The organism is Streptomyces malaysiensis subsp. samsunensis (assembly GCF_024519315.1).
GTDB lineage: Bacteria > Actinomycetota > Actinomycetes > Streptomycetales > Streptomycetaceae > Streptomyces > Streptomyces malaysiensis.
This window is the reverse complement of record NZ_JANIIC010000031.1, coordinates 1-25,247: the sequence shown is the minus strand read 5'-3', so window position 1 is coordinate 25,247 and position 25,247 is coordinate 1. Positions and strand designations below refer to the sequence as shown.

Here is a 25,247-nt window from a genome sequence, read left to right as displayed (position 1 = left end):
CGCCACCGGCCGCGTGCTCGTGCGTAGATGGGTGACCCCGCTGTACGGCTGAGGTCGCACCGGTCCGCGGCCTTCTTCGCTCACTGTGTGGAGAAACCGGAAAGGCGGCCGGCACCGCACCGCGGCGTCCGGCGGAGTCTTCGGCTCAGGTGAGGTGTCAGTCGAACGTGTTGGTCCAGTCCGTCGGCACCTCGACGCTGTCGTCGGCGCCCCTTGCGGCGGGGGCGGACAGGACGAGGGGCTCGCCGGCCGAGGAGGCGCGGCGGAGGAGGCGCCGGGCGGCGCTTCGAGGGCATGGGGAGCGGTGTTGTCCGACTACAGACATCAGGGTGGCTCCGTACTCCGGAACGCCTGCGAGGTGAGCTGTCGGGTTCGGGCTGGAGATTCGCCCGGCCGTGTGCTTCCACGGCTTCACCCCTAGCCGTCCGGAACGTGCTTTCCCGAACGGCGCAAGTGGGTCCCCCGCTCCTGCCCGACGGTGTGATGACGTGCTGCCGCGCGCCGGTGGGCAGGATTCGGCGGCCCGGCAACGCGGTGTTCGCTTCTCGAACGCCGAGCACGCTAGAGGGACCTCGGTTCGAACACAAGCCCTTCACAAGTGGACTCGGGCGAACTCGTTCCTTGCGCGGTCGAGTTCGGGATGGATAAGTGTGACATGCCTGATAACGAGGACACGGTTGTGCGTTTGGTGTGTCGGCAATCACTCTCCGTCCGGCGCATGCTCCGCCGACCGGCGGCGCTCAGACCTCCTCGCGCATCAGCCGCAGGTACACCACCGAGAACAGGGCCCCCACCAGCAGCAACAGCAGTGCCACCGCCGTGCCGTAACCGATCAGGGACTTGTTGAACGCCTGGTCGTACATGAAGACCGGGAGCGTCTGGCTGCGGTTTCCGGGGCCGCCTCGGGTCATCGCCCAGATGAGGCCGAACACCGACAGGGTCTGCAAGGTGTTCAGCATCAGATTCGTGCCGATGGAGCGGCGGATCATCGGCAGGGTGATGTGCCAGAAGCGGCGGAGGCCACCGGCGCCGTCGACCTGCGCCGCTTCGGTGATCTCCTTGGGGATCTCGGAGAGTGCGGCGGAGTAGACGAGCATCGAGAACGCCGTGCCGCGCCAGACGTTGGCGAAGGACACGGCGAGGATCGGCAGGGTGTAGAGCCAGTTCTGGGACGGCAGGCCCAGCCAGTCCAGCAGCGCGTTGAGCGTGCCCTCGCGGCGGAAGAACGCGTACAGCAGGAAGCCCGCCACGATCTCGGGGACGACCCAGGCCGCGATGACGATCGAGCCGGTGAGCGTCCGTATCGGCCGGGAGGCGCGCTGCATCAGGGCGGCCAGGGCCAGACCGAGGGTGTTCTGGCCGACGATGGAGGAGAGAAGCGTGAAGACGAGGGTGAGGACGACCGCGTTGCGGAAGTCGTCGTCGCCGAAGGCGCGCCGGAAGTTGTCCAGGCCCACGAAGTCCGTGGAGGACGCGCCCGTCAGCTGCATATTGGTGAAGGCGATATAGACGCAGTAGGCGATCGGGCCGCCGAGGAAGAGCAGCAGCAGAACGGTGGCGGGGGCGAGCGGGAGCCAGCGCAGGGGGCGGCCGCGACGGGGGCCCGGCCGGGCCGGGGTCTTTGTCGGGGCCGCCGCCACCTTGGTCGCGGTTGCCATCGGCGGCCGGCCCTCAGCCCTGGCCGCCCGCCGCCACGGTGGCGCCGTCGGCGATGGACTTCAGCTGGTCGTCGTAGCCCTTCGCGGCCTTCTCCGGTGAGGCGTCACCCGTGGTCGCGGCCTCCATGGCCTCGCCGATCGCCGTGGACACCTGGGGGTAGACGGGGGTGGTCGGGCGGTAGTGGGTGTACTTCACCAGGCCCGTGAAGAAGGTGATCCCGGGCATGGAGGAGGTGTACTTCGGGTCCTGGGCGACGTCCTTGCGGACCGCGATCTGGGCATCGACGATGTCCCAGGTGACCGCGTTGTCCTTGGTCTGGAGCTGTTCGATGAACTTCCAGGCCAGATCGGGGTTCTTGGACTTCGCGCTGATCGCCCACGTCCAGCCGCCGGACATGCTGACCTTGCCGGGCGCCTGCCCGTTCTGGGTGGGCATCGGGGCCTGGCCGAGCGTCTTGGACCACTCGGGCCAGGGCTTGCCGCCGGTCTTCAGCCAGTTCTGGCCGAGCCAGGAGCCGTCGAGGGCGATGGCCAGCTTGCCCTCGGGGAGCCATTCGCTGAAGACGGTGGTGCCGACGTTGGGGTCGAGGGCGTCGGAGATGTCCGGGCCGAGCTTCTCGGAGTAGACGGTCCTGAGGAAGCCGAGCGCGTCGCTGAAGCCCTTGCCGCCGGTGACCCACTTCTTGGCGCCGGGGTCGTAGAGCGGGGTCCCGCCCGCCTCGCCCGTGCCGTACAGCAGCATCTCGAACCCCTGCATCACGGAGGTCTCGCCCGGGGCCTTGCCGGTGTAGACGTTGAGCGGGGTGACGCCGGGGACCTTCTTCTTGATCGTGCGCGCCGCCTGGAGGATCTCGTTCCAGTTCTTCGGGGACCAGTCGGCGGGCAGCCCGGCCTTGGCGAAGATCTCCTTGTTGAACCACAGGCCACGGGTGTCGGTGCCGTCCGGGACGCCGTACGTCTTGCCGTCATCGGCCTTGGCCGCCGCCTTCGCGGTGTCGACGAACTGGTCCCAGGTCTTCCACTTGTCCAGATACTCGTCGAGCGGGCGCAGATAGCCCGCCTTGATATCGGAGTTGATCCGGAAGGTGTCCTCGTAGACCAGATCGGGCGCGGTCTTCGGGGACCGCATCATCTGCTGCACCTTGGTGGCGTAGTCGTTGTCCTGCGCCTGGATCGGGATCAGCTTGACCTTCTTGCCGGGGTTGGCCTTCTCGAACTGCTTCTTGACCTCGGCGAGATGGTTGTCCTTGAAGCGGATCTTGTTGTCGGTGGAGCGGTTGTAGGCGACCTTGACGGTGTCCGGGTCGCTGCCCGAACCGCCACCGCAGGATGTGAGTCCCGCGGTGGCGGCGAGGGTGGCGGCGAGGATCAGTGGGGCGGTGGGGCGCACGGGCACGACCTCCTTGCTGGCCTCTGTGGGCTGCGGGCTGACCGTAAGGTCGGCTTCAACGGAAGGTCAATCCCCGTGACCTGGATGGTCACTTGATCGAGCGTCGCCGCCCGGTGGGGAAGGGGTCGGGCCCAGCCGGTGGCCGTGCCGGTCTCACCCGTTGTAGCCCGCGAGCACCTTGGTGAAGTCGTAGGTGCCCTGGTCGATTCCGCTGCACGCGTCCCCGCCCGTGCCGGAGCCGCACTTGCGGTCGCGGTTGAGCGACCAGAAGCTGACGCGGGCCAGGTGGTGGCTCTTGGCGTAGGAGACCATGTCCTTGAAGTTGTTCAGGGTTATGGTCTCGCCCTCGACGTCGGTCTTGCCGTTCATCGAGGAGAAGCCGACCTTGCGGTAGGCGGCGTCGGAGGAGAGGCCGTACGCACTGGCCACGGTGTTCTTCAGGCCGTCCACCGAGGACTTGGTGGCCGCCGCCATGTCGATGGCGCCCTGGCCGAAGTCGAACGGCATGACCGCCCAGCCGTCCACGTCGAGCCCGGCGGTGGCACCGCGCTTGACCAGGTCCTTGCCGTTGGCGTCGGGGCCGGAGGTGGTGGTGCCGAAGGTGATGTACACCTTGATGCCGCTGTTCTTCTGCTTGACCGTCTTGAGCGCGTCGATCACCCGCTGGCGGACCGTCGCGTTCTCGAACTCGGTCGATTCGATGTCGATGTCGATCGACTTGAGCTGGTAGGCGTCGATGACCTTCTGGTACGCGCCGGCGAGCGCGGAGGCGGACGAGCACTTCTCGCCCAGCTTGTTACCGCTCCAGCCGCCGAACGAGACGGTGACATCGCCGCCTGCGGAGCGGATGGAGTTGATCGTGGACTGGTCGTTGCCGCCGGTGAGCGCGCGGGAGCCGTCCCACTTGGGGTTACAGCCGCCGTCGGAGAGCATGAACGCCATCGTGAACTGGGTGGTGCCGGTCGCCGACATGACGTCCGTGGCGTTGGGCGGGGAGCCCCAACCCAGGTAGAGGTAGGGGCCGTTGAGCCCGCTGGGGGCTGCGGCCGACTGCGGCGCCGCCTGGGCGGTGGCCGCCGCCGTGGTCGCGCCCGCGGCGAGCAGGCCGACGGCGGCGGCGAGGGCGAGCCTGCGGTGAGGCTTGGAGAGAGGCATGGCTGACGGAGCCTCCTGGGTGGGGGGTGGGAGGAAAACTGGGTTGAGAAGGTGTGAGCGAGGCTGAACCTAGCGAGGCGGCATGGCCGCGACAAGATGTCGGATAGGAAACTTTCCTATCGGGTTCGCCGTCAGTGCCTGGGCGTTGGCCGCTCATGCCCGCCGCGGCGCCTTGGCGCCGACTGCTGACGCCTGCTGCGGCTCCTCGATGTCGGCCGCTGACGCCTGTTGCGGCGCCTCGGCTCGGCCGCTAATGCCTGCTGCGGCGCCTCGGCTCGGCCGCTAATGCCCGCTGAGCCAGCGGTACAGCAGCTCGGGCCGCCCGATCTGCCCGTAGTGCGGGGCGCGGGCGGCGCGCCCGGCCTCCACCAGATGTTCCAGATAGCGGCGGGCGGTGATCCGGGAGATCCCCACGGACTCGGCGGTCGCCGCGGCCGAGATCCCCACCTCCGCCGCGCCGCGCAACGCCTCGGTGACCGCGTGCAGGGTGGCCTGGGTCAGCCCCTTCGGCATCGCCGCCGGCTGCGGTGCCCGCAGCGCGGCCAGCGCCCGGTCCACCTCGTCCTGCCCGCTGGCCTCGCCCGCGGTCGCCCGGAACTCGGCGTAGCGGAGGAGTCGGTCCCGGAGGGTGGAGAAGGTGAACGGTTTCAGCACGTACTGCACGACGCCGAGGGATACCCCGTCCCGGACCATCGCCAGATCCCGGGCCGAGGTGACCGCGATCACATCGGCCCCGTTCCCGGCCGCGCGCAGCGCCCGTACGAGCTGGAGGCCGTGCCCGTCGGGGAGGTAGAGATCCAGCAGCAGGAGGTCGGCGGGCGTCCGCTCCAGCAGCCGCTGGGCGTCACCGCCGCTGCGTGCGGTCCCGACGACGGTGAAGCCGGGGACGCGGTCGACATACATCCGGTGCGCGTCCGCCGCGACGGGGTCGTCTTCGACGACGAGAACCCGGATCGCCGCCGGATCCCCCGGTCTCGCCTGCGGCGGGCTCATGGACGGATTCCTCTCGAAATGCGATACGCGCGGAAAGCTCAGGGCTCCAATTTACGGAGGGTAACTGGTGGTGGCCAGATCTCTACGGTGACGATTCCCCTACCACCGGCGCGGTGGGCGTTTTGCCGTCTGATGCGCCGTCCCGGCGCGGCCGAGTCCGGCCGCCCGGCGGCGGGCGACGCCCCTGATGACGGGGGTGCCATCCGGCGGGTCCGGCGGGTCCGGCGTGATCTGCTGCCGCTGGTGCCTGGCCGGGTGGGTCGTCCCCGTCGGCGCTCGGGCTCCCCGACGCCCATGCTCGCGGTTGGCCGGATCCGGCCGCCCGACCACGGGCGGCGCCGCCCGAGGCCGTGCCCGTGCGGGGGCGGATCCGGCCGCCCGGCGGCTGGGGTGGCGGGCGGCGTCCCGGCTGGTGAACCGCGGCTCGGTCCTGGGCGACGGTCGGTGGGCCCCCGTGTCGGGTGTGGGTGGGCCCGTTCGGCCGGGTCTGCCCGGCGTATGCCCCCGCCCGTGCGGGGCGGATCCGCGGGCGGGCGGTGTCGGGCCCACCGGGCCCCGCGCCTCGGGCCCGGTGCCCCGTGCCTCGGGCCTCGGGCACCGCGCCCCGCGCCTCGGGCTCCGGGCCTCGGGCCCGGTGCCCCGTGCCTCGGGCCCGGTGCCCCGTGCCTCGTGCCTCGGGCTCCGGGCTCCGTGCCTCGTGCCCCGCGCCTCGGGCCCCGGCGTTCGGGCGGGGGCGTCGTTGGGGTGGTCACGGTGTGGGGGCCGGGGTGGTGAGGGGGAGGCGGACGGTGAAGTCGGCGCCGCCGTCTTCCGAGGCCGATACCTCCACCGTGCCCGCGTTTCGGCGGGCCGCCTGCTGGACCAGGGCCAGGCCCAGGCCGCGGCCCGGCGACTTCGTGCTCCAGCCGCGGCGGAAGACGTCCTCGGTCGCCGCCGGGTCGAGTCCGGCGCCGGTGTCCGTGACGCGGAGCGTCAGCTCGCCCGCGTCCGCGCGGGCGGTGACCGTGACCCGGGCGCTGCGGGGGGCCTCGTCGTTGCCGACGCCCTCGGCGGCCGCGTCCGTGGCGTTGTCGATGAGGTTGCCGAGGATGGTCACCAGGTCGCGGGCGGGCAGCCCGGGTGGGAGTACGCCGTCGTCGATGCGGCTGTCGGGGGCGAGGACGAGCTCGACGCCGCGCTCGTTCGCCTGCGCCGCCTTGCCCAGCAGCAGCGCGGCCAGCACCGGTTCGGCGACCGCCCCCACCACCTGGTCGGTGAGCGCCTGGGCCAGCTCCAGATCGGCGGTGGCGAAGTCGACCGCCTCGTCCTCCCGGCCCAGTTCGATCAGGGAGACGACGGCGTGCAGCCGGTTCGCGGCCTCATGGGCCTGGGAGCGCAGCGCCTCGGCGAAGCCGCGCAGCGAGTCCAGCTCGCCCGAGAGCGCCTGGAGCTCGGTGTGGTCGCGCAGGGTGACGACCGTGCCGCGCTGCTCACCGCTGCTCACCGGTGAGGTGTTGACGACCACGACCCGCTCCGCCGTCAGATGCAGCTCGTCCACGCGCGGCTCGGTGGCCAGCAGGGCGCCGGTCAGCGCGGGCGGCAGGCCCAGTTCGGAGACGTCGCGGCCGACGGAGTCCTCGGGCAGGCCGAGCAGCTCCCGTCCGCCGTCGTTGATCAGCGCGATCCGCCGCCGCCCGTCGAGCATCAGCAGCCCTTCGCGCACGGCGTGCAGCGCGGCCTCGTGGTAGTCGTGCATCCGGCTCAGCTCGGCCGCGTTCATCCCGTGCGTATGGCGGCGCAGCCGGGCGTTGATGACATACGCGCACAGCCCGCCGACGGCGAGCGCGGCGGCCGCCACGACGAGCAGCGCGAGCAGCTGGCGGCGCACCTGGGCGCTGATGGTCTCGACGGTGATTCCCGCGCTGACCAGCGCGGTGATCCGGCCGCCGGCGCTGTGGTCGCGCACCGGCGCGACCACGCGCACGGAGGAGCCGAGCGTGCCCGTGTAGGTCTCGGCGAAGATCCGGCCGCGCAGCGCGGGCCCGATGTGGCCGAGATAGGTGGCACCTATCTGGCGCGGATCGGGGTGGGCCCAGCGGACGCCGTGGGTATTCATGATCGTGACGAAGGTGACGCCGGTGTCCCGGCGCACCTTCTCCGCGTACGGCTGGAGCCGGGCGGTGGGGTCCTCGGACCGTACGGCCTCGGCGACCGACGGGGAGTCGGCGACGGCCGCGGCGGTGGCGGTCGCCCGCTGCTGCGCGGCCTCCACCGCCTGCTCGCGGTCGGTGACGTAGGCGAAGACGGCGCATCCGGCCACCAGGGCGGCGACCAGCACGACCTGCATGGCGAACAGCTGGCCGGCCAGGCTCCGGGGGCGGGGGATGCGCATGGCCATCAGTCTGCACACGCGTCTTTGTGTGAACGAAATGAACGGAAGGGTGACCCCCGTCACAGCGTGGGGCATAGTCGCCGGGACCGTTCAAGGCGGTGTGCGAGCCGCACACAGTACAGCGCCGGGACAGTTGGACGGCAGAACAGAAGGAGGCAGCACCGTGGCTGCGGACACCACGCCGCCCGCATCGGGACGTACGGAGCCCGAGCGGACGAAGCCGAAGAAAGAAAGGATTCACTACCTCTACCTCGCCGTGATCGGCGCGGTGGCGCTCGGCATCCTCGTGGGCTTCGCGGCCCCCGATACGGCGGTGGAGCTCAAGCCCATCGGCGAAGGCTTCGTCAACCTGATCAAGATGCTGATCTCGCCGATCATCTTCTGCACGATCGTGCTCGGGGTCGGCTCGGTGCGCAAGGCGGCGAAGGTCGGCGCGGTCGGCGGTCTCGCGCTGGGCTACTTCATGATCATGTCGACCGTGGCCCTCGCCATCGGTCTGGTCGTGGGCAACTTCCTCGAGCCGGGCAGCGGCCTGCACATGAGCCATGAGGCGGCCCAGGCCGGGCAGAGCCAGGCCGACGGCGCCAGCGAGTCCACGGCGGACTTCCTGCTCGGGATCATCCCGGGCACGCTGGTCTCCGCCTTCACCTCGGAGAAGGTGCTCCAGACCCTGTTCGTGGCCCTGCTCGCGGGCTTCGCCCTCCAGGCGATGGGCAAGGCGGGCGAGCCGGTGCTGCGCGGTGTGGGCCACATACAGCAGTTGGTCTTCAAGATCCTGTCGATGGTCATGTGGGCCGCCCCGATCGGTGCCTTCGGCGCGATCGCCGCCGTGGTCGGCGAAACCGGTCTGGACGCGCTCAAGGCGCTCGCGGTCATCATGATCGGCTTCTATGTGACCTGTGCGCTCTTCGTGTTCCTCGTCCTCGGGACGATCCTGCGGCTGGTCGCGGGCGTGAACATCTTGCTGCTGCTGAAGTACCTGGCACGGGAGTTCCTGCTGATCCTGTCGACGTCCTCCTCGGAGTCGGCGCTGCCGCTGCTCATCGCGAAGATGGAGCACGCGGGCGTCAGCAGGCCGGTGGCCGGTATCACCGTCCCCACGGGCTACTCCTTCAACCTGGACGGCACCGCCATCTACCTGACGATGGCCTCGCTGTTCATCGCCGAGGCCATGGGCGACCCGCTCTCCATAGGCCAGCAGATATCCCTCCTCGTCTTCATGATCGTCGCGTCGAAGGGCGCCGCCGGTGTGACCGGCGCGGGCATGGCGACGCTGGCGGGCGGCCTCCAGTCGCACCGGCCGGAACTGGTCGACGGCGTCGGCCTGATCGTCGGCATCGACCGCTTCATGAGCGAGGCCCGCGCCCTCACCAACTTCGCGGGCAACGCGGTCGCCACCGTCCTGGTCGGCACCTGGACGAAGGAGATCGACAAGGAGCGGATGAACGAGGTCCTCGCCGGACGGCTGCCGTTCGACGCGGAGGGCTTCGCCCGCGACGGGGGCGGCCACGGCCCGGCCGCCGACGGCTCCGAGGGAGCCGAGGGCAAGTCCCTCCCCGAGCGGCGTGACGGTGACACGGCGAAGGAGCACGCGCCCGCCTGACACCCCACGCGCACCACGGCCCTGCCCTCCTGAATCGGGGCAGGGCCGTTGGCGCGTCACGGACGAGCGCCGACGGGCGGGTTCACGGCGACACGACGACGGCCGTGTCGTGGCCGCACGACGACGGCCGTGCCATGGCCGCACGACGACGGCCGTGTCGTGGCCGCATGACGTCAGCCGTGTCATGGCCACACGCAAATGGCGTCCCGCGTCTTCCCCCCGTTGGAAGACGCGAGACGCCGGCACCGGCCCCGCTTCCGATGCCCTCTTGGCGGTCCCTCGGCGCCGAAGTCCCCCTAAGCGGATCGGCGGAAGTCGGCCGCGGTTCGGTGGCGCCCCGAAGGGGCGCGGGGCTGTGTCGATATGCGGCTCCGCAGCGGCTGTGTCGATATGCGGCTCCGCCGCGTGGGACCAGCCACGACGGCGCCGCGGACGATCGACGGCAGGTCGGGGCACTTCCAGCGAAGCCCTTAGCGCTCGCCGTCCGGTGCGCGGAGCAACTGCTCCGGAAGGGCCGTCCACTCCGGACCCTCGCGCAGGGGTTTGACCCAGGCGATGTTGCCGCCGGTGTCCACGTAGGCGACCCGGCCCATGGCCTCGCGTTCGAGGTCGTAGACGAGCTCGCCTATCCGAGGTGTGCTGCGTGTTCCTCCAGCGGTGGTCATGAGCCGCCTCCTCGGCACCTCACTGCCATACCGTCCCCCGTTCATCGTCGGAAGAGGGCCCCGGGACCGGACAGTTCCCGCCGGTCGCCGCGAACGACGCGGTGACCGGGGAGAGCTTGTGGTGCCCATGTGACCCTCGATCACCCCTAGGGTCCTACGGGTCGCTGATATCCCGCTGATGCCTCGCTGACCCGAACCCGTGGGTAGGCTTCCAAGTGGTCACAGTGAAATCTCTGGTACCAACGGGGGCAGTGCGTGGATGGGACCGAGTTTCGCCTGTTGGGACCGGTCGGAGTATGGCAGGGCGAACGTCCGCTGGGGCCGACCGCCGCACAACAGCGGTCTGTCCTGGCGATGTTGCTGATGGCCTCCGGCCGTTTGGTGTCCGTCGACAGGCTGGTGTTGGCAGTATGGGGCGAAGACCCGCCGGGGTCGGCGCGAAACGCCGTACAGGTACAGATTTCCAAGCTGCGGCGGATCCTTTCCGCCCTGCCCGGGGCCGAGTTGACGACATCGGCGAAGGGCTACTCCCTCACCGTCGCGCGTGAGCAGGTCGATCTCCACCGGTTCCGCGATCTGGTGCGGGCCGCGCGCGAGGCCCCCAAGAACGTCGCGGCCGCCGGGGCCGCCGAGGACCCGGCGGCCGCCGAGGACCACGCCGGGGAACTGCTGCGCTCCGCGCTTCAGTTATGGCGCGGGCCCGCGCTGGCGGATGTCGCGGGCGGCTGGCTTCCCGAGACCCTGGGCACCGGTCTGGAGGAGGAGCGGCGTACGGCGGTCGAGGAGTGCGCCGCGATCGATCTGCGCTCCGGGCGGCATCACGAGGCGGCCGCGGAGCTGTCCGTCCTGGTGGCCGAACACCCTTTGCGGGAGCGCTCGGTGGCGCTGCTGATGGAGGCGCTGCGGCGCTGCGGCCGGCGGGCCGACGCCCTCGCGCTGTTCCGCTCCACCCGCCGCAGGTACGTGGAGGAGCTGGGCATCGAACCCGGTGACGAGCTCCAGCGGCTCCACCGGCAGGCGCTCGAGGACAGCCGGGACGGTCGGGAGGGCCTCGACGTCCTGGACGGTCGCGACGGCCGGGCCGGGGACCCGTCGGGCAGGTCCGGCCCGTCCGGCGCGTACGGGAACGCCCCCGCCGCGCCGCCGACACCCGACGCCACACCACCCGCCGCGGCCCCCGACGAGGCCCCCGGGCCCGCCGCAGGGCTCGTCGACGGACCGGCCGTCGAACCGGTCGCGGGACCCACCCCCGAGCCGATCTCCGTCGTCACCGCCGTACCGCAGCAACTCCCCTCCGACGTCGCCCACTTCACCGGCCGCGAGCGTGAGCTCGCCGGGCTGGACGCCCTGCTGCGCACGGGCTCGGGCGACGGCGGGAGCGGGGGACGCGCGCCCACGGCCGCGGTGATCACCGTGATCGCGGGCAGCGGCGGCCTCGGCAAGACGACCCTCGCGGTGCACTGGGCCCACCGCGTCCGCGACCGGTTCCCCGACGGGCAGCTCTATGTGAATCTGCGCGGCTTCGGCCCCACCGACGCGGCCCTGACCGTCCCCGAGGCGGTCCGGAGCTTCCTGGACGCCTTCCAGGTGCCCGCCCACCGGATCCCCGCGACCGTCGAGGCGCAGACCGCCCTGTACCGGAGCCTGGTGGCCGACCGCCGGATGCTGATCCTGCTCGACAACGCCCGCGACGCCGAGCAGGTGCGGCCCCTGCTGCCCGGCTCCCCCGGCTGTCTGGTGGTGCTGACCAGCCGTAACGAGCTCACCGGCCTGGTCGTCGCCGAACAGGCCCAGCCGCTGCCGCTGGATCTGCTCGACCGCGACGAGGCGCGCGAACTGCTGATCAGCCGGGTCGGCGCCGAGCGGGTGGCCGCCGAGCCCGAGGCGGTGGAGGAGGTGATCACGGTGTGCGCCGGGCTGCCGCTCGCGCTCGCCATCGTGGCCGCCCGCGCCGCCACCCACCCCCGCTTCGGCCTGGAGGCGCTCGCCGCGGAGCTGCGCGACGCCCGCGGCAGCCTCGACGCGTTCGAGGGCGGGGACGCCACCACCGATGTCCGGGCCGTCTTCTCGTGGTCGTACCACACCCTGGGCGGCGACGCCGCCCGGCTGTTCCGGCTGCTGGGCGTCCACGCGGGCCCCGACATCGCGGCCCCCGCGGCCGCCAGCCTGGTGGGGATCCCGGTGCCACAGGCCCGCCGGCTGCTGATCCAGCTGACCCGGGCGCATCTGATCACCGAGCGCGCCCCCGGCCAGTACGGCTTGCACGACCTGCTGCGCGCCTACGCCATGGAGCTCACCCACGCGTACGACACCCGGGAGGAGCGCCGCACCGCACTGCACCGGGTGCTCGACCACTATCTGCACACCGCCGTGGCCGCCGGGACGGCCTTCACCCCGCACCGGGAGCCGATCGAGGTCGAGCCGGTCCGGCCCGGTGTCGACGTGGGCGAGTTCAGGGGGCACGGACAGGCGCTGCTGTGGTTCATCCTGACCTATCCGGCGCTGATGGCCTCGCTCCAGCAGGCCGCGGAGGCCGGATTCGAGACCCACGCCTGGCAACTGGCCTGGTCGCTCATGGAGTTCCTGGACCAGCGCGGCCACTGGCATGACCAGCGCACCGTGCACCGGATCGCCCTGGGCTCGGCCCACCGCATCCGCGACCTCACCGGCCAGGCCCACTCCTGCCACGGCCTGGGCCTCGCCGATCTGCGGATGGGGCGCTACGACCGGGCCCGCGGCCATCTGGTGCGCGCCATGAACCTGCACCGCGAGACCGGCAGCGCCGTCGGCCAGGCCCTGGCCCATGTCGCGCTCAACCTCGCCAGCGAGCGGGAGGGCCGCCATGACGAGGGGCTGCACCACGCGCTGCGCTCCCTGAAGCTGTACCGGGCGGTGGGCCACCGCAGCGGCGAGGCGTACGCCCTGAACAACGTCGGCTGGGCCTACGCCATGCTGGGCGACTACCAGCAGACCCTCGTCCACTGCGAGAAGGCGCTGACCCTGCTGCGCGAGGCCGGGGACCGGCGCGGGGAGTCCGCGGCCTGGGACAGCCTCGGCTACGCCCATCAGCACATCGGCGACCACCAGCAGGCCATCAGCTGCTACCGGCACGCCGTGGAGCTGCGGCGCGGCCGGGGCGAGCGGGTCCGGGAGGCGGAGTCCCTCCACCGGCTCGGCAGCGCACAGCTGGCCGCCGGGGACCGGACCGGGGCCCGCCACAGCTGGCAGCGGGCCCTGACCCGGTTCGACGCCCTCGGCCACCCCGACGCCCACCGGGTCCGCGACGGGCTCGCCCGGCTGGGCGGGCCCGACGGATGAGGGGACGTACGGACCGGGTGGGGCATGTGGAGCAGGCGGACGACCGGGCCGGGCGGCTCAGGCGGGCCGCAGCCAGATCGTGGCCAGCGGTGGCAGCACCGGCAGGATGGAGACCGGCCGCCCGTGCCACCCCGTGGGCTCGGCCTTCAGCGGTTCGGCGTTGACCACACCGCCGCCCCCGTAGCGCCGGTCGTCGGTGTTGAGCACCTCGCGCCACACCGGCACCGACTCCGGCGCCCCGATGCGGTACTCATGCCGGACCACCGGTGAGAAGTTGCTGATGGCGAGCAGTGGTGAGCCCTCGGCGTCGAAGCGGAGGAAGGCGAAGACATTGTCCTCGCGGGCGTCGCCCTCGATCCAGGAGAAGCCCTCGGGGTCGGTGTCCCGCTGCCACAGCGCGGGCGTGGCCGCGTACACCTGATTGAGGTCGCGGACCAGATCGCGGACGCCCCGGTGGTCGGGCTCGGCGGAGTACGACGGGTCCAGCAGCCACCAGTCCGGGCCGTGTGCCTCCGACCACTCCGCGCCCTGGGCGAACTCCTGCCCCATGAAGAGCAGTTGCTTGCCCGGGTGGGCCCACATGAAGCCGAGGTACGCGCGGTGGTCGGCGCGCTGCTGCCACCAGTCGCCGGGCATCTTCGACACCAGGGCCCGCTTGCCGTGCACCACCTCGTCGTGCGAGATCGGCAGCACATAGTTCTCGCTGTACGCGTACACCATCGAGAAGGTCATCTCATGGTGGTGGTGGGCGCGGTGCACCGGCTCATGCGCGAGATAGGCCAGCGAGTCGTGCATCCACCCCATGTTCCACTTCAGCCCGAAGCCCAGGCCGCCGAAGCCGCTGGGGCCCACATGGTGGGTGGCGCGGGTGACCCCGTCCCACGCGGTCGACTCCTCGGCGACGGTGACCACACCCGGGCAGCGGCGGTAGACGGTCGCGTTCATCTCCTGGAGGAAGGCGACCGCGTCCAGGTTCTCCCGGCCGCCGTGGGCGTTGGGCGTCCACTGGCCGGGCTCGCGGGAGTAGTCGAGATAGAGCATGGAGGCGACGGCGTCCACCCGCAGACCGTCGATATGGAACTCCTCGCACCAGTAGACGGCGTTCGCCACCAGGAAGTTGCGCACCTCGTTGCGCCCGTAGTCGAACTCCAGCGTGCCCCAGTCGGGGTGCGCGGCCCGCAGCGGATCCGCGGGCTCGTACAGCGGACGGCCGTCGAACTCCGCCAGCGCCCAGGCGTCCTTGGGGAAGTGCGCGGGCACCCAGTCCACCAGGACCCCGATCCCCGCCCGGTGCAACGCGTCCACCAGGTGCTTGAAGTCGTCCGGGCTGCCCAGCCGGGCCGTGGGCGCGTAGAAACCGGTGACCTGGTAGCCCCAGGAGCCGCCGAAGGGATGCTCGGCCACCGGCATCAGCTCGACATGGGTGAAGCCGAGGTCCTTGACGTACGCCGGGAGCTGCTCCGCCAGCCGGCGGTAGGTCAGCCCCGGCCGCCAGGACGGCAGATGCACCTCGTAGACGGAGAACGGCAGCTCATGGACGCGCCCGCCCTCCCGGCGCGCCATCCACGCGTCGTCGCCCCAGCGGTGGTGCGAGCCATGGACGACGGAGGCGGTTGCGGGCGGGCACTCGGTGCGCCGCGCCATCGGGTCGGCGCGCAGGGAGTGGCCGCCGTCGGGCCGGGCGATCTCGAACTTGTAGAGCGCGCCCTCCCCGACGCCCGGCAGGAACAGCTCCCACACACCGCTGCCGCCCAGCGAGCGCATCGGCAGCGCGGTGCCGTCCCAGTAGCTGAAGTCGCCGGTCAGCCGCACCCCGAGGGCATTGGGCGCCCAGACGGTGAAGCGGGTGCCGGACACGCCCTGATGGGTCATCGGATGCGCGCCGAGCGCCCGCCACAGCTCCTCATGACGGCCCTCGCCGATCAGGTGCAGATCGAGTTCGCCGAGCGCGGGCAGGAAGCGGAACGGGTCGTGCAGCTCCAGCTCCGCGTCCTCGTACGTCACCAGCAGCCGGTAGTCCGGGATCTCCCGCAGGGGCAGCACCCCGGAGAACAGCCCGTCCCCCTCGGCCCGCAGCCGCGCGCGCAGCCCCGCGGCGGCGACGGTCACCGACCGGGCGTACGGGCGCAGGGCCCGGAACAGCACCCCGCCGCGCACCGGGTGGGCGCCGAGCAGGGCGTGCGGGTCGTGGTGCGCCCCGGCCAGCAGCCGCCGCCGCTCGTCGTCCCCCAGCGCGGGCGCCGCCCGCACCCCCCGCTCGTCGTACGCCTCGTCCCGGGGCTCCGCGGGCTCGCCGCCACCGGCCACGGGCCGCCCGGCGACCCGCGAAGGCCCGGCCGCGCCACCGGACTCCTCCTGCCGCTCCTCGTGCGGCTCCTCGTCCACGCGTGGGGCACGCGGCACGGGCGCCGAGCCATACGACACTCGGGCGGGGGCTCGCCGGTCCGGCGCGGGCTTGATGCCCGCCGACTCGGCGGACGCGGGGTCTTGGCGGACGGCCGGTGCCGGGGCGTTCTCGGGGCCCTGGTGCCCCGCTGCCGTGGGCGCTTCCCGGGGACCGGCCGCGGCGGCCGGGCGCGGACGTGTGGCCGCCGTCGGGCGCTCCGCGCCCTCGCCCGGCTCCGGCTTGTGGCGTGCCGGGGTCCCGGGGCCCGGGTGTGCTGCGCGGGGCTCGGGCCATGGGCGGGGGCGGCCGGGGAGAAACGTGGAGGGGACTGCCGGGACCGCCGGGGCCGCCGGGCCGGTCGGGGCGCCGGGGGCGGCGGGCGGATGGCCCGGTCCCTTGTCGGACGGGTGCTGGCCGGACGGCGGTCGTGCGGTCACGGGGTGGTCCTCCCGGGGGTGTCGGGGGTCGGACGGGACTGTCAGAAGCGGGGAATCGGGTAAGCGGGGGAGCGGGGAACGGGCGGGGCGGTGGGGCCGCGGTCCGGGGACCCGGGTCCCCGGGGAGCCCGGTCCGAGTCCGGACCGGCTCCGGGGCACGGTCCGGAGCCGTCCGCGGCCCCTGGGTCAGGCGCGGGGCGCGGCCAGGCGGCGGATGGCGGTCATCGGGACCGAAAGCCAGTCGGGGCGGTGCCGCGCCTCGTAGAGCACCTCGTACACGGCCTTGTCGGTCTCATGCGCACGCAGCAGCTCCGGTTCGTCGCGCGGATCGGCGCCGGACGCCTCCGCATAGCCCGCGCAGTACGCGGCGCGGGTGCGGCCGGCCCACTCCTGCGGGCGTTCATGGCGTCCCACGGCCGCCGCGTAGTCGAAGGACCGCAGCATGCCCGCGATGTCGCGCACCGGCGGCTGCGGTCGGCGGCGCTCGGCCAGCGGGCGGGACGGCTCGCCCTCGAAGTCGATCAGCGACCACCGCCCGCCTCCGCTCCCGGCCTCGCCGTCGTCCCCGGTCAGCAGCGCCTGCCCCAGGTGCAGATCGCCGTGGATGCGCTGGGCGGGCCAGGTGCGGCCCGCGTGCCCCAGCGCGGCCAGGTCCTCGTACGCGCCGTGCAGCGCCGCGCGGTACGGCTGGAGGGCGGGCACCGCGGCGGCGGCCGAGTCGAGCCGCTCGCTCATGGCCGCGGCGAGATGTTCGATCTGCGGGCGGCGCAGTACGGAGGTGGGCAGCGCACGGGCCATCGCCAGATGCACCTCGGCGGTCGCGTGCCCCAGCGCGCGGGCGGCGTCGGTGAAGTCGCCCCGGGCGGCGAGGGCGTCCAGCGCGAGCTGCCAGCCGTCCCGGGAACCGGCCAGGAAGGGCTGGAGCACCCCGAGGGTGAAGGGTTCGGGCCGTGGCCCGGCGCCCTCGGCCGGGGGTTCGGCCTCGAACCACGCGGCGGGCGCGGGCACCCGGGCGCAGCCGGTGTGGGCGAGCGCGAGGGGCAGTTCCAGGTCGGGGTTGGTGCCGGGGCTGACCCGTCGGAAGAGCTTGAGAATGTACGTATCGCCGTAGACCACCGAGGAGTTGGACTGCTCGGCGGTCATCACCCGGGGCGTGAGCGCGGAGGGGATCGCGCTGGACGGCTCCCGTACGAAGCGCAGCGGGCCGAGCCGTCCGGGCATCCGCAGCCGCTCCAGCAGCAGGGTGGTGAGCCGGGGGTCGAGCAGCGCCTCGTACACCGTCTGTCCGTCCAGCGGCCCGCCGCTGGGCCTGCCGATGAGCGCGGGGGCGAGCGGCGGCGGAAGGGCGGGGCGCGCCCCGAGCAGGATCTGGTAGCAGTCGCTGGCCGCCGTCCCGCGCCGGTGGCCGCAGCCGGAGCCGTGCCGGTGGCCGGGCGGCTCCGGCTGCTGGGCGCGGATCAGCAGATGGAGCAGACCGGGCGTGGTGCCGCCCGACCGCCACGGCAGCAGCTCGGTCGCGGAGACCAGCGCGAAGCCGGTGACGGGACGGCCCTTGCCCGCGAACCAGCGCTGCCGGGGCAGCCACTCGGCGAGCAGTGGCGCGAGCGAGGTGAGCAGCCCGGACGGGCCCGCGGTGGCGGCCGCGGCCGTGCGGGCGGCCGATGTCGGGGGCTGGTCCCGCGGTACGGCGGTCGGCGGGTGGTGTGCCCCCCGGGAGAGCGGAGCTTCCGGCATGGCGTCGCGTCCTTTCCCCGGGCACACGACAGATCAGGGCAAAGTGTCCCGGATTGCGGCATTGACTGTGCGACGGTGCGGGACGTGTCGGGTGAGGATCGTCCGTACGGCGAGCTCGGTGTACGCGATCCGGTCCGCCGGAGGCGGATGTGAGTATCAGGGTGCCCATGACGGGGGGTCGAAAACGCCCGTACGCGCCCGAGATGGACGCGTACGGAGGGTCTGCCCGGAGCGGGGGCCGTGCGCCGGCCGAAACCACACGGCGGTCTTGGCGCCTGCGGCGGGCTGTTCCCCTCCCCGCCCCTTCCACAGCATCGATATGCGGCTCCGCCGCGTGGCTGGGGCTCCGCCCCAGACCCCGCTCCTCAATCGCCGGAGGGGCTGGAAGGCGGGGCTCCCGGCCCAGAGCCCGGGGTCCAGGAGCGAAGCCCCTGGTAGCGGGAAGGGGCGGGGAGGGGAAAGCATCGCTCAGTCGACCCAGTGCCCCACCGCTTCGCTGCGCCGCAGCCGGAACCAGTAGAAGCCGTGCCCGGCCAGGGTCAGCAGATACGGCAGCTCGCCGATGGCCGGGAAGCGGACCCCGCCGATCAGCTCGACCGGATGGCGCCCGGCGAAGGACTGGAGATCGAGCTCGGTGGGCTGGGCGAAGCGCGAGAAGTTGTTCACGCACAGCACCAGGTCGTCCTCGCCGTCCCGGGTGGAGGGGGCCTCGCGGAGGAAGGCGAGGACGGCCGGGTTGGAGGACGGCAGCTCGGTGAAGGAGCCGAGCCCGAAGGCGGGGTTCTGCTTACGGATCTCGATCATCCGGCGGGTCCAGTGCAGCAGCGAGGACGGGCTGCTCATGGCCGCCTCGACATTGGTGACCTGGTAGCCGTAGACCGGGTCCATGATGGTCGGCAGGAACAGCCGCCCCGGATCGCAGGAGGAGAAGCCCGCGTTGCGGTCGGGGGTCCACTGCATGGGGGTGCGCACGGCGTCGCGGTCGCCGAGCCAGATGTTGTCGCCCATGCCGATCTCGTCGCCGTAGTAGAGGATCGGCGAACCGGGCAGCGACAGCAGCAGCGCGGTGAACAGCTCGATCTGATTGCGGTCGTTGTCCAGCAGGGGTGCCAGCCGTCTGCGGATGCCGATGTTGGCCCGCATCCTGGGATCCTTGGCGTACTCCGCGTACATGTAGTCGCGCTCTTCGTCGGTGACCATCTCGAGCGTCAGCTCGTCGTGGTTGCGGAGGAAGACGCCCCACTGGCAGCCGGAGGGGATGGCGGGGGTCTTGGCGAGGATCTCCGAGACCGGATAGCGGGACTCGCGCCGCACCGCCATGAAGATGCGCGGCATCACCGGGAAGTGGAAGGCCATATGGCATTCGTCGCCGCCCGCCTCGTAGTCGCCGAAGTAGTCGACGACGTCTTCCGGCCATTGATTGGCCTCGGCCAGCAGCACGGTGTCCGGGTAGTGGGCGTCGATCTCGGCCCGCACACGCTTGAGCAGCTGATGGGTGCGCGGGAGGTTCTCGCAGTTGGTGCCCTCCTCGGCATACAGATATGGGACGGCGTCGAGCCGGAATCCGTCGATGCCCAGGTCCAGCCAGAAGCGCAGGGCGGCCAGTACCTCCTCCTGGACGGCCGGGTTCTCGAAGTTGAGGTCCGGCTGGTGCGAGAAGAAGCGGTGCCAGTAGTACTGCTTGCGTACCGGATCAAAGGTCCAGTTGGACGCCTCGGTGTCGACGAAGATGATCCGCGCGTCCTGGTACTGCTTGTCGTCGTCGGCCCAGACGTAGTAGTCGCCGTACGGTCCGTCCGGGTCGCCGCGGGACTCCTGGAACCACGGGTGCTGATCACTCGTGTGGTTCATGACAAAGTCAATGATCACGCGCATCCCGCGCTGATGAGCGGCGTCGACGAACTCCACGAAGTCCGCGAGGTCCCCGAACTCCGGCAGTACGGCGGTGTAGTCCGAGACGTCGTAGCCGCCGTCGCGCAGCGGTGAGGCGAAGAACGGGGGCAGCCAGAGGCAGTCCACGCCCAGCCATTGCAAATAGTCCAGCTTGGCCGTCAGACCCTTGAGGTCGCCGACGCCGTCGCCGTTGCTGTCCTGGAAGGAGCGGACCAGGACCTCGTAGAAGACCGCGCGCTTGAACCAGTCGGGATCGCGGTCGCCCGCGGGCGTGTCCTCGAAGGTGTCCGGTACGGGCTCGTTGACGATCATGTTGTGGGTGACCCTCCGATCGGTGAGGACGGTCGCAGGGACAGCACATGTGCCGGAGCCATATCCCGCCCCGGCTCCAGGCGCACGTAGTTGTCCCTGCCCCAGTGATAGGTCTCGCCGGTGAGCTCGTCGCGCACCGGGACGGACTCATGCCACTCGAGGCCGAGTTCCGGCATGTTCAACGAGACCGTCGCCTCCTGGGTGTGGTGAGGGTCGAGGTTGACGACCGTGACCACACACGAGTCGCCCGCACGCTTGGAGTAGACGATGACGGAATCGTTGTCGGCGTGGTGGAATCTGAGGTTGCGCAGCCGGCGCAGGGCGGGATGGCGGCGGCGCACCCGGTTCAGCCGGGTGAGCAGCGGGGTGATCGATCTGCCGTCGCGCTCGGCGGCCGCCCAGTCGCGCGGCCGCAGCTGGTACTTCTCCGAGTCCAGGTACTCCTCGCTGCCGGGGCGCACCGGGGTGTTCTCGCACAGCTCGTAGCCCGCGTAGACGCCCCAGGCGGGGGAGAGGGTGGCGGCGAGCACGGCGCGCACCGCGAAGGCGGGCCGGCCGCCCTCCTGGAGGTAGGCGTGCAGGATGTCGGGGGTGTTGACGAAGAAGTTGGGCCGCATCCAGGCGGCCGCGTCCCCGGACAGCTCGGTGAGGTAGTCGGTGAGCTCCTGCTTGGTGTTCCGCCAGGTGAAGTAGGTGTACGACTGGTGGAAGCCGACCGCGCCGAGGGTGTTCAGCATCGCCGGGCGGGTGAACGCCTCGGAGAGGAAGAGCACATCGGGGGCGGTGCGGTGGATGTCGCCGAGCACCTTCTCCCAGAAGACCACCGGTTTGGTGTGCGGATTGTCCACACGGAAGATCCGCACCCCGTGCGCCATCCAGAAGCGCAGCACCCGCTCGGTCTCCCGGACCAGACCGTGGAAGTCCCGGTCGAAGGCGAGCGGATAGATGTCCTGGTACTTCTTGGGCGGGTTCTCGGCGTACGCGATGGTGCCGTCGGCGCGCTGGTGGAACCACTCGGGGTGCTGGGCGACCCAGGGGTGGTCCGGAGAGCACTGGAGCGCGAAGTCCAGCGCGACCTCCATGCGCAGCTCACGGGCGCGCGCCACGAAGTGGTCGAAGTCCTCCAGGGTGCCGAGGTCGGGGTGGATCGCGTCGTGGCCGCCGTCGGCCGAGCCGATGGCCCAGGGCGAGCCCACGTCGAAGGGGCCTGCGGAGAGGGTGTTGTTGGGGCCCTTGCGGAAGGCGGTGCCGATGGGGTGGATCGGCGGCAGATAGACCACGTCGAAGCCCGCGGCGGCGATCGCGGGCAGCCGCTCGGCGGCGGTGCGCAGGGTGCCGCTGAGCGGCCGCCGCCCCTCGGTCACCCTGGCGCCTTCCGAGCGTGGGAAGAGCTCGTACCAGGAGCCGAACAGCGCACGCTCCCGGTCCACCTGGAGCGGCATGGGGCGCGAGGAGGTGACCAACTCCCGCAGGGGGTGGCGGTCGAGGGCGTCGGTCACATCGGGCGCGAGCGCCGCGGCGAGCCGGTCGGCCACCGGGCGGCGCTCGTCGCGCAGCCCGTCGACGGCGGCCAGCACCGCCTCCCGGCCGTCGTTCTTGGGCACTCCGGCGGCGGCCCGCTCATGCAGCAGGGCGCCCTCCTCCAGGACCAGATCGGTGTCCATCCCGGCCGGGACCTTGATCCGGGCGTGTTGGCGCCAGGTGGCGATCGGATCGCTCCACGCCTCGACCGTATACGTCCAGCGGCCGGGCGCGCCGGGGGTGATCTCGGCGCCCCAGCGGTCGGTGCCGGGGGCGAGTTGACGCATCGGGGTCCAGGGGCCCGAGCGGCCGGACGGATCGCGGAGGACCACATTGGCGCTGACCGCGTCATGGCCCTCCCGGAACACGGTGGCGCTGACCTCGAAGGTCTCGTCCACCACCGCTTTGGCGGGGCGGCGGCCGCAGTCGATCAGCGGGCGGATATCCAGAATGGGAATGCGACCGATCATAGGATCACCTGACGGCGTTGCGGATGGAGGTGCTGGGGCGGCTTTTGTCCTTTGTATCGGTTTTGCCGCCGGGCGATGGGTTGCGGGCATGACAGCTCCTGTCCGCGTTCACTCTGGTGGGCGGATGGGGTCGGCCATGGGGGGCGCGCGTGGAAAGCCTTCCCCTGCGGAATGGGGAGACAATCCGGGTTTCCGTGAACGACCGGTTCGTAACGCCGGGTGCATGAATCGGCCCCGCCCGTAGGCGGGGCCGTCCACATGACGCGTGCCGGCGCTACGTCAGTTGGCTATCAGCAGCAGACGGTTGGGTGAGCCCGCGCCCGCGCCGCGCACCCGGCCCCTGCTGGCCCCGGCCGTCAGCGCCGCCCCGACCTCGGCCGGAGTGGCGAGGCGATGGCCGGCCAGGTACAGCGCGGCGGCGCCCGCGACATGCGGGGCCGCCATCGAGGTGCCGGACAGCGTCCTGGTCGCCGTATCGCTCGCGTCCGACGCCGAGACGATCCGGTCGCCCGGTGCGAACAGGTCAATTCCCGGGCCCCAGTTGGAGAACCCCGAGCGCCGGTCGGCGCGGTCGGTCGAGCCCACCGTGAGCGCCCCGGCCACCCGGCCCGGGGAGAAGGACCCGGCCGGCCGGTCCTGATTGCCCGCCGCCACGGCGAAGACCAGACCGGCGGCGATCCCCGTCCGCACCGCCGCGTCCCACTCCGGCAGCGGAGTGGCGGACGCCGAGCCCAGGCTCAGATTGACCACCGCGGGCCGCCTGGCGTGTCGCAGCACCCAGTCCATACCGGCCAGCACCTGCGCGATGGTGCCCTCGCCCCGGTCGTCCAGCACCCGGACCGCCACGATCGCCGCCTTCTTCGCCACCCCGTAGCGGCTGCCCGCCGCCGTGGCGGCCACATGGGTGCCATGGCCGTTGCCGTCCTCGGCCACCGGATCGTCGTCCACGAAGTCCCAGCCGGAGCGGGCCCGGCCGCCGAAGTCCTCGTGCGAGACGCGGACCCCGGAGTCGATGACGTAGATCGTGGTCCCGCGTCCGCCGCCGCTGGGCGCGGTGTACGCCCTGTCCAGCCGCCGGTCCTGCTGGTCGATCCGGTCCAGGCCCCACGGCGGCCGCGCCCGCCCGTGCGGCGGGGTGGACGGCGGATGTGCCCGGGTCCACCGCAGGGACACCCGCCCGTCCCGGGTCACCGAGGCGATACGCGGATCGGCCGCGAGACGCCGGGCCTGCGCCGCGCTCGCCCGTACCGCGTAGCCGTTGAGCGCGCTGCGGTAGACCCGGCCCACCCGCGCGCCGTACCGCTCGACCAGCGCCCGGCCCGTCCCGGACGCCGCCGCGGGCACTCCCGCGCCCCGCTTCAGGGCGACGATATAGCCGTGGGTCCCCGCCCCGCCCGTGGCCTGGACCCCCTGTGCGGGAACGGTCTGAGCGGGCGACAAGACCACCAGGACCACCGCGACGACGGCGGCCGGAGCCGCCACCCTCCGACGGCGGCCCGAGGATGCGCATGCCATGGAACGATCCCCTCCCCAACTCGACGGCGCAAGCCTGGCGTGGGACGAAAGATCCCGACAAGGGCGCATCAGGGGGCGTGGAACGCGCCGGTCTCCCTCGACAGCAGCCGCAGCGCCGCCTCCGACGGCGACCCCGGCTCCGCCCCGTACATCAGCAGGCACTGGCCCCCCGAGTCCGGCAGCCGGGTCATCTCGAAGTCCAGCTCCAGCGACCCCACCAGGGGGTGGTGGAAGGACTTGGTGCCGAAGGCGCACCGGCGCACCGGGTGGCGCGCCCACAGCGCCGCGGACTCCCCGCTCTTCATGGTCAGTTCGCCGACCAGCTCGGCGAGCCGCCGGTCGTCCGGGTGCGCCCCCGCCACCACCCGCAGCGAGGAGACCGCGCGCCGCGCCTCGCCCTTCCGGTCCGGATACAGCTCCCGGGTGTGCGGATCGAGGAACAGCATCCGCTGGGGGTTGGGCCGGTCCCCGGGGTGCTCGGGCGCGTCGGCGGGCAGATGCCCGGCGATCAGGGCGTGCCCCAGCGGATTCCACGCCAGGACGTCGAAGCGGAGGTCCAGGACCACGGCCGGTACGCCGTCCATCGCGGCGATCAGCCGCCGGGTCGCCGGGCGCGCCGACGGGGGCCGTGGCGCGGGACGTCGGCCGGTGCGCGGCGGACGGGCCAGATTGCCCAGATGCGCCCGCTCGTCCGGGGTCAGCCGCAGCGCGCGGGCGACGGCGTCCAGCACCCCGTCCGAGGCGCCGGTGGACTGGCCCTGCTCCAGCCGGGTGTAGTACGCCACGCTCACCCCGGCCAGCTGCGCCAGCTCCTCGCGGCGCAGCCCCGGGACCCGGCGCCGGGTCCCATACGCGACCAGGCCGACGTCCTCGGGGCGCAGCCCGGCGCGGCGGGTGCGCAGAAAACTCCCCAGCTCGGCTGGTGTGTCCATACCCACCAGTGTCCGGCACGGGCACGCGCCGTGCCTGTCCCTGTGAGGGTCAGGCACGGCGCGCGGTCATCCGGACGTCACTTGTAGGTGATCGTCACTTGTAGGTGATGTCCGACGAGCTGTACTTGCAGTAGGTGCCGTCCGGGCCGCTGCCGTTCTCGGTGGGCTCCTTGCCCGTGTTGTTCCCGATGTACTTCTGGCACGGGACGATCTTCTTGCTGCTGTCCCCGATGATCGTGATGCCGCGCAGGGTCAGCGAATCGCCGTAGTTGGTGTTGATCCCGCCGATGGTCTTGCCCGGGGCGGTGACCTCGGTGTCGCTCACATTGATGGTGCGCTTGTACTGCGACGAGCAGTTGCCGCAGGAGCGGACCAGCTTGCCGAAGTCCTGGACCGCGAAGCCCGAGATGTTGAGCGTGCCGCCGCCGTTGAACTGGAACACCTTGTCCGATGCCTTGCGGGCGCCGCCGCCGATCACGTTGTACGTCTTGCCGGTGCCCCGGAAGGTGGCGGCGTCCTCGCCGACGTCCTCCCACCAGACGTTCTGGAGCGTGCAGCCGCCCTTGCAGTGCACGCCGTCGGCGGCCGGGGAGCCGAGGATGACGTTCTTCAGGGTGGCGCCGTCCGCGAGCTCGAACAGCGGGTCCTGGCCCTCGTCCTGGCCGCCGGAGCCGAGGTCGCCCGAGCCGTAGTAGCGCTTCATACCACCGTCCGTGGTCCCGCTGACGCTGATGGTCTTGGTGACCGCCTGCGGGCTGCCGCTGGGGGTGGGCCAGGTGGCGGCGGATGCCGTGGGCAGCGTCAGACCGGTGGTGATCGCGCCCGCGGTGAGGGCGATGGCGCCGAGGGCGCCGACTGCCGCCCGGTGCCTGGTGCGTTGTCCAGCCATGCTGA

General features: G+C 72.1%; 16 protein-coding genes and 1 riboswitch. Of the genes, 2 read left to right on the top strand and 14 right to left on the bottom strand.

The window, feature by feature from the left end:
* Positions 1–157 precede the first annotated feature (157 nt).
* The 6 genes from NQU54_RS25080 to NQU54_RS25055 all read right to left on the bottom strand — a co-directional run bounded on the left by NQU54_RS25080 (position 158) and on the right by NQU54_RS25055 (position 7,567).
* Entirely contained in the window at positions 158–325 is a 168-nt protein-coding gene (locus NQU54_RS25080; protein WP_257633093.1) for a hypothetical protein, read from the bottom strand.
* Positions 326–333: 8 nt separating this feature from the next.
* Positions 334–491: riboswitch (cyclic di-AMP (ydaO/yuaA leader) on the bottom strand.
* Positions 492–740: 249 nt separating this feature from the next.
* The gene (locus tag NQU54_RS25075; RefSeq protein ID WP_257633092.1) at positions 741–1,658 is read right to left on the bottom strand and encodes a carbohydrate ABC transporter permease; all 918 of its coding nucleotides are present in this window, start codon (positions 1,656–1,658) and stop codon (positions 741–743) included.
* A 13-nt stretch (positions 1,659–1,671) separates the two neighbouring features.
* Positions 1,672–3,048: an extracellular solute-binding protein gene (locus tag NQU54_RS25070; protein ID WP_257633091.1), complete on the bottom strand. Its 1,377-nt coding sequence runs from the start codon at positions 3,046–3,048 to the stop codon at positions 1,672–1,674.
* A 153-nt stretch (positions 3,049–3,201) separates the two neighbouring features.
* Positions 3,202–4,203: a chitinase gene (locus NQU54_RS25065; protein WP_069866703.1), complete on the bottom strand. Its 1,002-nt coding sequence runs from the start codon at positions 4,201–4,203 to the stop codon at positions 3,202–3,204.
* 282 nt (positions 4,204–4,485) lie between these two features.
* Entirely contained in the window at positions 4,486–5,196 is a 711-nt protein-coding gene (locus tag NQU54_RS25060; RefSeq protein ID WP_069866701.1) for a response regulator, read from the bottom strand.
* A gap of 748 nt (positions 5,197–5,944) precedes the next feature.
* Positions 5,945–7,567, bottom strand: coding sequence for a sensor histidine kinase (locus NQU54_RS25055; protein ID WP_257633090.1), 1,623 nt, complete (start codon positions 7,565–7,567; stop codon positions 5,945–5,947).
* Positions 7,568–7,730: 163 nt separating this feature from the next.
* Here NQU54_RS25055 and NQU54_RS25050 point away from each other — a divergent pair, with 163 nt between their 5' ends.
* Positions 7,731–9,170, top strand: coding sequence for a cation:dicarboxylate symporter family transporter (locus tag NQU54_RS25050; RefSeq protein WP_257633089.1), 1,440 nt, complete (start codon positions 7,731–7,733; stop codon positions 9,168–9,170).
* A 470-nt stretch (positions 9,171–9,640) separates the two neighbouring features.
* On the opposite strand, the gene NQU54_RS25045 is transcribed toward NQU54_RS25050, so the two are convergent.
* Entirely contained in the window at positions 9,641–9,835 is a 195-nt protein-coding gene (locus tag NQU54_RS25045) for a hypothetical protein (protein WP_257633088.1), read from the bottom strand.
* A gap of 255 nt (positions 9,836–10,090) precedes the next feature.
* Between NQU54_RS25045 and NQU54_RS25040 the strand changes: the two genes are divergently transcribed.
* On the top strand, positions 10,091–13,153 hold the full coding sequence (locus NQU54_RS25040) for an AfsR/SARP family transcriptional regulator (RefSeq protein WP_257633087.1): 3,063 nt from the start codon (positions 10,091–10,093) through the stop codon (positions 13,151–13,153).
* 57 nt (positions 13,154–13,210) lie between these two features.
* Here NQU54_RS25040 and glgB read toward each other — a convergent pair whose 3' ends face one another.
* The 7 genes from glgB to NQU54_RS25005 form a co-directional block, all read right to left on the bottom strand.
* Positions 13,211–15,403 carry a 1,4-alpha-glucan branching enzyme gene (gene glgB, locus NQU54_RS25035; protein WP_257633152.1) on the bottom strand — a complete coding sequence of 731 codons (2,193 nt, stop codon included), beginning with the start codon at positions 15,401–15,403 and terminating at the stop codon, positions 13,211–13,213.
* A 759-nt stretch (positions 15,404–16,162) separates the two neighbouring features.
* Positions 16,163–17,710 carry a maltokinase N-terminal cap-like domain-containing protein gene (locus tag NQU54_RS25030; RefSeq protein ID WP_257633086.1) on the bottom strand — a complete coding sequence of 516 codons (1,548 nt, stop codon included), beginning with the start codon at positions 17,708–17,710 and terminating at the stop codon, positions 16,163–16,165.
* A gap of 468 nt (positions 17,711–18,178) precedes the next feature.
* Positions 18,179–19,915, bottom strand: coding sequence for a maltose alpha-D-glucosyltransferase (treS, locus tag NQU54_RS25025; RefSeq protein ID WP_257633085.1), 1,737 nt, complete (start codon positions 19,913–19,915; stop codon positions 18,179–18,181).
* Positions 19,912–21,906, bottom strand: a complete 1,995-nt coding sequence (locus NQU54_RS25020) for an alpha-1,4-glucan--maltose-1-phosphate maltosyltransferase (RefSeq protein WP_257633084.1) — start codon at positions 21,904–21,906, stop codon at positions 19,912–19,914. Before NQU54_RS25020 ends, treS begins: the two co-directional genes overlap by 4 nt.
* A 279-nt stretch (positions 21,907–22,185) precedes the next feature.
* Positions 22,186–23,421, bottom strand: a complete 1,236-nt coding sequence (locus NQU54_RS25015; protein WP_257633083.1) for a S8 family peptidase — start codon at positions 23,419–23,421, stop codon at positions 22,186–22,188.
* 68 nt (positions 23,422–23,489) lie between these two features.
* A complete protein-coding gene (locus NQU54_RS25010; RefSeq protein ID WP_257633082.1) occupies positions 23,490–24,353 on the bottom strand; it encodes a helix-turn-helix domain-containing protein in 864 nt (287 codons plus the stop codon).
* Positions 24,354–24,447: 94 nt separating this feature from the next.
* Positions 24,448–25,242 (bottom strand): pectate lyase, encoded by a 795-nt coding sequence (locus NQU54_RS25005; RefSeq protein WP_257633151.1) that lies wholly within the window; start codon positions 25,240–25,242, stop codon positions 24,448–24,450.
* Positions 25,243–25,247 lie beyond the last annotated feature (5 nt).

Bases quoted from the DNA above. Each gene is read 5' to 3' on its own strand.
- NQU54_RS25060 (WP_069866701.1), bottom strand. From the start codon at position 5,196: ATGAGCCCGCCGCAGGCGAGACCGGGGGATCCGGCGGCGATCCGGGTT.
- NQU54_RS25005 (WP_257633151.1), bottom strand. From the start codon at position 25,242: ATGGCTGGACAACGCACCAGGCACCGGGCGGCAGTCGGCGCCCTCGGC.
- NQU54_RS25010 (WP_257633082.1), bottom strand. From the start codon at position 24,353: ATGGACACACCAGCCGAGCTGGGGAGTTTTCTGCGCACCCGCCGCGCC.
- NQU54_RS25045 (WP_257633088.1), bottom strand. From the start codon at position 9,835: ATGACCACCGCTGGAGGAACACGCAGCACACCTCGGATAGGCGAGCTC.
- NQU54_RS25015 (WP_257633083.1), bottom strand. From the start codon at position 23,421: ATGGCATGCGCATCCTCGGGCCGCCGTCGGAGGGTGGCGGCTCCGGCC.
- NQU54_RS25075 (WP_257633092.1), bottom strand. From the start codon at position 1,658: ATGGCAACCGCGACCAAGGTGGCGGCGGCCCCGACAAAGACCCCGGCC.
- NQU54_RS25030 (WP_257633086.1), bottom strand. From the start codon at position 17,710: ATGCCGGAAGCTCCGCTCTCCCGGGGGGCACACCACCCGCCGACCGCC.
- NQU54_RS25020 (WP_257633084.1), bottom strand. From the start codon at position 21,906: ATGATCGGTCGCATTCCCATTCTGGATATCCGCCCGCTGATCGACTGC.
- treS (WP_257633085.1), bottom strand. From the start codon at position 19,915: ATGATCGTCAACGAGCCCGTACCGGACACCTTCGAGGACACGCCCGCG.
- NQU54_RS25065 (WP_069866703.1), bottom strand. From the start codon at position 4,203: ATGCCTCTCTCCAAGCCTCACCGCAGGCTCGCCCTCGCCGCCGCCGTC.
- NQU54_RS25055 (WP_257633090.1), bottom strand. From the start codon at position 7,567: ATGCGCATCCCCCGCCCCCGGAGCCTGGCCGGCCAGCTGTTCGCCATG.
- NQU54_RS25080 (WP_257633093.1), bottom strand. From the start codon at position 325: ATGTCTGTAGTCGGACAACACCGCTCCCCATGCCCTCGAAGCGCCGCC.